Source organism: Aeromonas sp. HMWF014, assembly GCF_963878295.1.
Classification (GTDB): domain Bacteria; phylum Pseudomonadota; class Gammaproteobacteria; order Enterobacterales; family Aeromonadaceae; genus Aeromonas; species Aeromonas popoffii.
This window is the reverse complement of record NZ_CAWNYS010000130.1, coordinates 1-8,692: the sequence shown is the minus strand read 5'-3', so window position 1 is coordinate 8,692 and position 8,692 is coordinate 1. Positions and strand designations below refer to the sequence as shown.

Here is an 8,692-nt window from a genome sequence, read left to right as displayed (position 1 = left end):
CATATTTGAGCACCACCAGCGAGTGCACCCAGTAAATCAGCCCCGCCAGCAAGACGCCGCCGAGCAGGGCCAGCGGATAGTCCCGCTCCGGCCGCTTGAACTCCTCCCCCATGTGGGCGAAGGCTTCCAGCCCCACGAAGCACCAGAACATCACCGCCAGCGCCGTGCCCATGGCGGGCCACTCAGCTGCCGTCGGCAGTGGCTGCGCTGCGTCACGCCAGCTGAGATCCCCCTTGAACCAGATGAGCAGGGTCAGCCCCAATATGGCCAGGGCAATCAACAACTGCAGGTTGCCGGAGGAGCGCGCCCCCCGCAGCCCGAGCAGGAATACCCCGAGCAGGGTCAGCAGCTGGATGGCCCACAGGGTCCACTCCCCCAGATCAAACAGCGCATGCCAGAAACCGGCGGCGATAGTGAGGGCCGCAGGCAACCCCACCGGCAGCACAGCCAGAAACAGAAAGGCGGAGAAGCGCTCGGCGCCGTTGCCAAAGGCGAGCCCGATGAGGTGCGGCGCCCCGCCCGCATGGGGGTAGCGGCGCCCCAGCCGGGCGAAGGTGAAGGCGATGGGCAGCACCAGCACTATGAGCAACACCCAGGCCCAGAGCGAGGCTCCCCCCGCCAGCGACGCCGCGGTCGCTGGCACCACGAAGATCCCGGTACCCAGCAGTGAGGTGGCGAGCAGCCCCATCCCCTGCCAGAGCCCCAGCTCTTTTTTCAACGCAGACATATCCTTTTGCCCTGACTGGAAAAACATCACGCCATGTTAGGCCGCAGCCCCTTGCTTGTTAAGGGCAATCCGTTGATCAAACAAAAAAAGCTGCCTCTTGCGAGGCAGCTTCTTCATTCAACTCGGTAGCCGGAGTTATCAGGCAATCAGCTTATAGATAATACCGGACATGGCGATCAGACCGATGATGGTCACGAAGCCGTTGCTGATGTTGCCAGCGTATTTGCGCATGGCCGGCACCTTGGAGATGGCGTACATCGGCATCAGGAACAGCAGCATCGCGATGATGGGGCCGCCCAGGTCTTCGATCATGCCGAGGATGCTCGGGTTGATGGTGGCGATGGCCCAGGTGGTCAGGATCATGAACACCGCAGTCACTTTGTTCAGCTGCTTGGTGTCAACGTTCTTGCCCTTCTCGCGCAGCGCTTTGGCCATCAGGCCGTTCATGCCTTCTTGCGCTCCCAGGTAGTGACCCAGGAAGGATTTGCTGATGGCAACCATGGCAATCAACGGAGCCACAGTGGCGATAACCGGGTTGTCGAAGTGGTTGGCCAGATAGGACAGGATGGAGATGTTCTGCTCTTTGGCAGCAGCCAGGTCAGCCGGAGAGAGGCTCAGTACGCAGCTGAATACGAAGAACATAACGGTCATCACCATCATGACGTGGGCGCCCAGCAGGATGTTGCTGCACTTCTTCTCGGCACCTTCACCATAGCGACCTTTATTGTCCACCGCGAAGGAGGAGATGATCGGAGAGTGGTTGAAGGAGAACACCATGACCGGGATAGCCAGCCACAGGGTCTTGAGGAAGTCACCGTTGAAGGCGTCAGCCAGCGCTGGTGCTTCAGTGATGATGGTACCGTTCCAGTGCGGGATCAGGTAGAACGCCAGACCCATCAGGGTGATCACGAACGGGAATACCAGCACGCTCATCGCTTTGACGATAACCTGACCGCCCAGACGAACAACCGCCATCAGACCCAGGATCAACGCCAGTGACAGAACGGCACGGGGAGGTGCAGACATGCCCAACTGGTGAACAATCACGCTCTCGACGGTATTGGTGATGGCGACCGAGTACATCAGTACGATCGGGTAGATGGCAAAGAAGTAGAGCAGGGTGATAAACTTGCCTGCGGTCTTGCCGAAGTGCTCTTCCACGACTTCAGTGATGTCGCCATCACGGGTAGAGCCGGACAGCACGAAGCGAGCCAGACCACGGTGAGCGAAGAAAGTCAGCGGCAGGGCCAGGATCAACATGGCAACCAGCGGCCACAGACCACCGACACCGGCGTTGATTGGCAGGAAGAGCACACCGGCACCGATAGCGGTACCGTACAGGCCCAGCATCCAGACCAGGTCGGCCTTGTTGATGCCACGGGAAGACGCATTACTGGCTAAGTTGCCTTCAACTGCAATGTTCATGTCAGACATAGGGGTGTTCCTGTCATCAAGGAAAATAGAAAAAATCTAGTCAACCGGGCGCAATGCCCTGTCCCATTTCCCTGGAACTCCTGCACTCCATCCCTGTTGTTCTTATCCCGCCGACTCGGCAACTTGCTCGTCACTCCATGTAACAACCAAACTGCAACAAACAGATCTGTGGGTCATCAGCCCGGGGGCCGCAAGCGCGTCAACCATTACAACTCATTAACGCACCTTTGTTCTGATGCGCTGACTCTAATTAAATCCCCTTAGCGATCACAGTGTTTTTTTGAATTAATCAACCAAAGTTTGATTAGAATCGCCTTTCTGACGTCCGAGATCACGTTGTCAGCCCAATCTTGTGAACAACCGTTAACAATCACAGGTAGTTTCACCCGTATCTACACCCTTTGAGGTACAACAAACTGATTACATGTGTCTGTTTATTGCTCCGGTTGTGCGCTGAAGTGCCCTGACGTACCCTGTTCCTCAACATTTCCCCATTGCATTAATATGGCCATCACCCGTACCGACCTCGCCGAACTGGCAGTCTTTGCCGCCGTCGCCCGTCACCAGAGTTTCAGCAAAGCCGCCCTTGAGCTCGGGGTGTCGGCTTCCGCCCTGAGCCACAGCCTGAAAGGGCTAGAGACCCGGTTGGGTGTCAGGTTGCTCAATCGCAGCACCCGCGCCGTGGTGCCGACCGATGCGGGCCAGCACCTGCTCGAACAGTTGCTGCCCACGCTAAACCACCTGCAAAATGCACTCGAAGAACTGGCTCACCACAGCGACGAGCCGGTGGGACGGCTGAAGATCAGTGCGCCGCGGGGCGCCATCGATGAGCTGCTGGCTCCCGTGCTGCTCGACTACATGGTGCGCTACCCGCGCATACAGGTAGAAGTGGTGGAGCAGGAGCTGATGCCGCGTCTCATCGAGGATGGCTATGACGCCGCCATCTTCTATGGTGATCTGCTGCCCAAGGAGATGATAGGTGTGCCGCTCGGGCCTCCCCAACGCTATCTGGTGGTGGGGTCACCCGCCTATCTGGCCGAGCGCGGCACGCCGCAACATCCCCGCGAGCTGTCACGCCATGCCTGCATAGGCTACCGGCTGACGCCATCTCATCACTACCGCTGGGCGTTTGCCGGGGAAGAGGGTGCCCTGCTGGAGATAGAGGTGACCGGGCCACTGACCACCAGCACGCCGGCTCTCTATCTGGGGGCGGCAGAGGCTGGGCTGGGATTGGCGTATTGTCTGGAGGAGGAGGTGAGCAAGCAGCTGGCACAGGGAAAACTGCTGAGCGTGCTGGAGCAGTGGTGCCCCACCTTCGTGGGATTTTCACTCTTTTATCCCAGCCGACATCAGCTGGGCAGCGGCCTGCGCGCCCTGATAGACATGCTCAAGGCACACTATCAAACCCGATGATTACTGAGATAAATTCATTAATCCATCAAATACAAACCGGATTATCAACAAAAACATATTAATCTAGACTGTCTGCTCGATCATCGAACTCCCCCAAGAGAACAGATATGTCTGCCTACTTACTGTTGCGCCAACGGGCAATGACTCGCCGTTTCTGGGGCTATGCCCTCCCCTCCGTCATGGCCATGCTGGTCTCAGGTGCCTACTACCTGGTCGATGGCATCTTCGTCGGCCACTATGTGGGGGCCGCTGGCCTCGCCGGCATCAACCTGGTCTATCCGGTCATCATGGTGCTGATCGGGCTCGCCGCCATGATCAGCATGGGGGCGGCCACCGCCATCTCCCTGCATCAGGGGGCGAAGCAGAGCCGGCTGGCCCGACAGGCGCTGGTCAATGCGTTTTGGCTACTCGGGCTGCTCGGACTCCTGGCGCCCTTGCTGCTGTACCATTGGCACATCGACATACTGCAAGCATTGGGGATTGAGCAAGGCACCGACACCTGGAAACAGGCCAGTGACTACCTCAGCTGGATCGGTGGCGGTACCCTGCTACTGGCCTGCAACCTGGCGGTACCCTACCTGCTGCGTAACGACGGCAGGCCAAGGCTGGCCATGATCCTGGTCAGCAGTGGCGCCATCCTCAACATCGTACTCAACTACCTCATGGTCGGGCGGCTGGGACTGGGACTGGTGGGCTCAGCCCAGGCAACGCTCATCACTGAGGGGATCGTCAGCCTGCTGGGCCTGGGCTACTTCTTTACCTCCCATGCCAAGCTGCGCCTCTCATGGCGCCACATGGTGCCCAGTTTTCCGGCCATGCCCAACCTGCTGTTCACCGGCCTGCCGAGCCTGATAGCCCAGTTCAACCTGGGGCTGCTACTGCTGCTACACAACAGCCAGCTGATGGCGTATGGCGCCATCAAGGATCTGGCCGGCTTCACCGTAGCCGGTTACACAGAAGCCGTGTTCATCGTGATCCTGCAGGGTCTGGCCTTCGGCATCCAACCGCTCATCAGCCAGGCGACGGGGGCCAAACGCTATCGGGATCTGAAATTCCTGATGGAGATGGGGCTCAAGATCACGCTTGCCTATGGCATGGCGGTCTGGCTACTGATCCAGCTGCTGCCGCGCCAGGTGGCCATGCTCTACATCGGCAATCAGGATGCCGAGCTGCTTGCCGCGGCCGTCAGCAGCCTGACCCTCAACCTCAGCGCCATTCCGCTGGAGGGGATCATCATGTTCGGCATAGTGTTGCTGCAGTCCATGGCCCGCACCAAGCAAGCGCTGATCATCTCGGCGGCCAAGACACTGCTGCTGCTGCCGCTGATCTTCCTGCTGCCGCTCTGGTGGGGCCGCGAGGGTGTGCTGATGGCCCAGCCCACCACTGTCTTGCTGCTGACCCTGCCGCTGTGCGGGCTGCTTTGGCAGGAGTGGCGTCGACTCAAGCGGGCGTGCACACCCCTTCACCCGCATCACGCCAAGCCGATCGGTTCTCATCAGGGAGTCCAGCTGGCCCGTCGCGCCAGCTAGACAGAGCCGCACGCAGGTGAAGAGGGCAGCGAACTTGAGGGGATAGACGGCAAGTCAACTGAGTTTTCACAGGGCGCCGGTCTACCTTGTCCATGAGTTGAGCTGCATGCCAACTGTGTCACCGGGCATATCCCGAGGCGAGTGGCAGACCTGGAGCAACCAGCGGGCCATTCGTATTAACAGCCAGCAGGCTATTCGTATTAACAAAGAGAAGAGTGCGAACTGACCCCCGCTGCGTGAAGCCAGACCATGGAAGCGCAGTGTGAAAAAACCAATAACAGCAATTCCATATGGGCTTAACTGACTGGCACCGGGAGCGGGAGCCCACTTTTTTGGCCACGATCCGCCGCTCGGTTGATCCGACACCGGGGTGTTCGGCAAACATAGCGCCAAATGATACCCGTATGAATAGCATTTATCCCTCCCCCAAAAAGAAGGCCCCCGCAATGCGGGGGCCTTCTGGCAGGTCGGGATGAAGCCGGTGCTTAGCAGTAGCCGTAGCCCATCAGGCGCTGGTAGCGCTGCTCCAGCAACTCATCAGTCTCGAGCGGGCGCAACGCGTTAAGATCCTGCTGGATGCGATCCTTCAGGCGCTTGGCCATCAGCTCCACATTGCGGTGGGCACCGCCAAGGGGCTCCTCGACTATGCTGTCGATGAGCTTCAGCTCCTGCAGGCGCTGGGCCGTGATACCCATGGCATCCGCGGCGATCGGTGCCTTGTCGGCGCTCTTCCACAAGATGGAGGCACACCCTTCCGGCGAGATGACGGAGTAGGTGGAGTATTGCAGCATGTTGACGCGATCCCCCACGCCGATAGCCAGCGCACCACCCGAGCCGCCTTCACCGATCACGGTGCAGACCACAGGCACAGTCAGACCGGCCATCACTTTCAGGTTGTGGGCGATGGCTTCAGACTGGCCACGTTCCTCGGCACCCACACCGGGATAAGCACCCGGGGTGTCGATGAAGGTGATGATCGGCATCTTGAAGCGCTCGGCCATCTCCATCAGGCGCAGGGCCTTGCGGTATCCTTCCGGACGCGGCATGCCGAAGTTGCGCTTGATCTTCTCTTTGGTCTCGCGACCCTTCTGGTGACCAATCACCATCACCGGCTCACCGTCGAGACGGGCGATGCCGCCGACGATAGCCTTGTCATCGGCATAGGCGCGATCCCCAGCCAACTCGTCGAAATCGGTGAAGATATGCTCGATATAGTCAAAGGTGTAGGGGCGCTGGGGATGACGCGCCATCTGGGATACCTGCCAGGCACCCAGATCACCGAAGATCTTCTTGGTCAGCTCTTCGTTTTTCTTCTCCAGCCGGCGAATGTCTTCATTGAGATCGACAGCACTGTTGTGCTCACTCACATGACGGAGTTCATCAATCTGCGCCTGCAACTCGGCAATTGGCTGTTCAAAATCCAGAAAAAGACTCATAGGGCCTATAGATCCTCTAATCAAAAACCAATTCAACCCGCTCTCGTCCAAGCAGGACGCGCAAGTCATCTATCAGTTGATCGGTGGGCGTCACCCGCCACTCGGTACCGAGCGTCAATCGCACCCGGGAGCCGGGGCGACGATAGTTTACCTGAACCGGACAGACTCCGGCACGGGCGGGTTCCAAAATCTCGCACAAACGCGGGAAAAAGCGATCATCAATCCGCTGTTCATCGAGGGAGATGCGGATTGCCCTGGCAAAACGCTCCCTCGCATCGTTGATATCCAGTAATTCACGGGCCGACATTTTAAGGCCACCGGAGAAGTCATCAAAGCTGACCTGTCCAGAAACCACCAAAATACGGTCTTTTTGCATCAATTCTTCATATTTTTCCAGCGCTTCACTGAACAGGGTCACATCGAGACGGCCGGATCGGTCGTCCAGGGTGAAGATCCCCATCTTGTTGCCGCGCTTGGTCACCATGCTGCGGGCCGCGATCACCAGCCCCGCCGCCGTGGTAACCGTATCCCGGGAGGTGGGATGCAGATCGCACAGGCGACCGGACGTATAACGACGCAATTCGCCGCTGTACTGGTTGATAGGGTGCCCGGTCAGATAAAGCCCGAGCGTCTCGCGCTCCCCTTCCAGCCACACCTTGTCAGGCCAGTGCGGCACGTTGGCGAACGCCTTCTTGACGTCGTCAATCTCCTGGGTCAGGACACCAAACATGTCGACCTGGCCTACCGCTTGAGCCTTGGCATGCTGCTCGGCGGCACGCATCGCCTCCTCCAGGGTCGCCATCAGGGCGGCGCGGTGCGGGCCGAGTCGGTCCATGGCGCCGGAGAGGATGAGCTTTTCCATCACCCGCTTGTTGATCTTCTTGATGTCGACCCGGTTGCAGAAGTCGAACAGATCGCGAAACGGCCCATCCTGATCGCGGGCGCTAAGAATGGCGTCGATGGGACCTTCCCCCACCCCCTTCACAGCCCCGATACCGTAGACGATGTGACCGTCTTCGTTGACCGAGAAGCGGTAACGACCCGTGTTCACATCCGGCGGTATCACGGTGAGCCCCATGCGCTGACATTCGTCCACCAACGTCACTATCTTGTCGGTGTTGTCCATGTCGGCGGTCATCACCGCCGCCATAAACTCGGCCGGGAAGTGGGTCTTGAGCCAGAGCGTCTGGTAGGAGACCAACGCATAGGCGGCAGAGTGGGATTTGTTGAAGCCGTAGCCCGCAAACTTTTCCACCAGATCGAAGATCTTCACCGCCAGTTCGCCATCAATGCCGTTCTTGACGGCGCCTTCCTCAAACCCAGATCGCTGCTTGGCCATCTCTGCCGGGTTCTTCTTGCCCATGGCCCGGCGCAGCATGTCCGCCCCACCGAGCGTATAGCCCGCCAGCACCTGGGCTATCTGCATCACCTGCTCCTGATAGAGGATGATGCCGTAGGTGGGCTCCAGGATCGGCTTGAGACTCTCGTGCTGCCACTTCTCGTCCGGGTAGGAGATAGCCTCTTTGCCGTGCTTGCGCTCGATGAAGTTGTCCACCATGCCCGACTGGAGCGGGCCCGGCCGGAACAGCGCCACCAGGGCGATCATGTCTTCGAAACAGTCAGGCTGCAGCCGTTTGATGAGATCCTTCATGCCGCGAGATTCCAACTGGAATACCGCCGTGGTCTCGAACCGCTGCAGCAGGTCAAACGACTTCTTGTCGTGGATCGGGATGGCAGCGATGTCGACCGGCGGCTTGCCCTCCTTGGCCAGGCGCGGGTTGATCATGCCGAGCGCCCAGTCGATGATGGTCAGGGTACGCAGCCCCAGGAAGTCAAACTTCACCAGACCGGCGTACTCCACATCGTTCTTGTCGAACTGGGTGACAGGGTGATTACCGGAGTCGTCGCAGTAAAGCGGCGCAAAGTCGGTGATCTTGGTGGGCGCGATTACCACGCCACCTGCGTGTTTGCCGGCGTTGCGCACCACCCCTTCCAGCCGGCGCGCCATGTCGATGAGGTCTTTGACCTCCTCATCCTGCTCGTAGAGCTCGGGCAGCTTGGGCTCGGCCTCGAACGCCTTGGCCAGCGTCATGCCCGGATCCGGCGGAATGAGCTTGGAGATGCGATCCACAAAGCCGTAGGCGTGGCCCAAC

At 59.3% G+C, this 8,692-nt stretch carries 6 protein-coding genes and 1 pseudogene; 3 read left to right on the top strand and 4 right to left on the bottom strand.

The genetic code is table 11. From position 1 onward, the window contains the following. Both yjeH and AAC083_RS05190 read right to left on the bottom strand, forming a co-directional pair. Positions 1-727: L-methionine/branched-chain amino acid transporter (gene yjeH / locus AAC083_RS05195; protein ID WP_108536022.1), on the bottom strand; the 727-nt coding region annotated here is incomplete at its 3' end. Between the two features lie 138 nt (positions 728-865). After that, complete coding sequence (locus AAC083_RS05190; RefSeq protein ID WP_181364657.1) at positions 866-2,161, bottom strand: HAAAP family serine/threonine permease; 1,296 nt, start codon at positions 2,159-2,161, stop codon at positions 866-868. 504 nt (positions 2,162-2,665) lie between these two features. On the opposite strand from AAC083_RS05190, the gene AAC083_RS05185 reads away from it, so the two are divergent. From AAC083_RS05185 to AAC083_RS05175, 3 genes and pseudogenes are all read left to right on the top strand, one after another. Continuing rightward, the gene (locus AAC083_RS05185) at positions 2,666-3,574 is read left to right on the top strand and encodes a LysR substrate-binding domain-containing protein (protein ID WP_108536020.1); all 909 of its coding nucleotides are present in this window, start codon (positions 2,666-2,668) and stop codon (positions 3,572-3,574) included. 107 nt (positions 3,575-3,681) lie between these two features. After that, on the top strand, positions 3,682-5,103 hold the full coding sequence (locus AAC083_RS05180) for an MATE family efflux transporter (protein WP_108536019.1): 1,422 nt from the start codon (positions 3,682-3,684) through the stop codon (positions 5,101-5,103). Beyond that, positions 5,069-5,407, top strand: a pseudogene (locus tag AAC083_RS05175) (IS4 family transposase); the annotation flags it as partial. The gene AAC083_RS05180 and the pseudogene AAC083_RS05175, both read left to right, overlap by 35 nt. 181 nt (positions 5,408-5,588) lie before the next feature. On the opposite strand, the gene accA reads toward AAC083_RS05175, so the two are convergent. Continuing rightward, positions 5,589-6,539 carry an acetyl-CoA carboxylase carboxyl transferase subunit alpha gene (gene accA / locus AAC083_RS05170; protein WP_042038168.1) on the bottom strand — a complete coding sequence of 317 codons (951 nt, stop codon included), beginning with the start codon at positions 6,537-6,539 and terminating at the stop codon, positions 5,589-5,591. 16 nt (positions 6,540-6,555) lie between these two features. Continuing rightward, a partial coding sequence (dnaE, locus tag AAC083_RS05165; RefSeq protein ID WP_146181582.1) for a DNA polymerase III subunit alpha occupies positions 6,556-8,692 on the bottom strand: 2,137 nt, incomplete at its 5' end.

Coding starts and splice junctions, on each gene's coding strand:
- AAC083_RS05190 (WP_181364657.1), bottom strand. CDS start 2,161: ATGTCTGACATGAACATTGCAGTTGAAGGCAACTTAGCCAGTAATGCG.
- AAC083_RS05185 (WP_108536020.1), top strand. CDS start 2,666: ATGGCCATCACCCGTACCGACCTCGCCGAACTGGCAGTCTTTGCCGCC.
- AAC083_RS05180 (WP_108536019.1), top strand. CDS start 3,682: ATGTCTGCCTACTTACTGTTGCGCCAACGGGCAATGACTCGCCGTTTC.
- accA (WP_042038168.1), bottom strand. CDS start 6,539: ATGAGTCTTTTTCTGGATTTTGAACAGCCAATTGCCGAGTTGCAGGCG.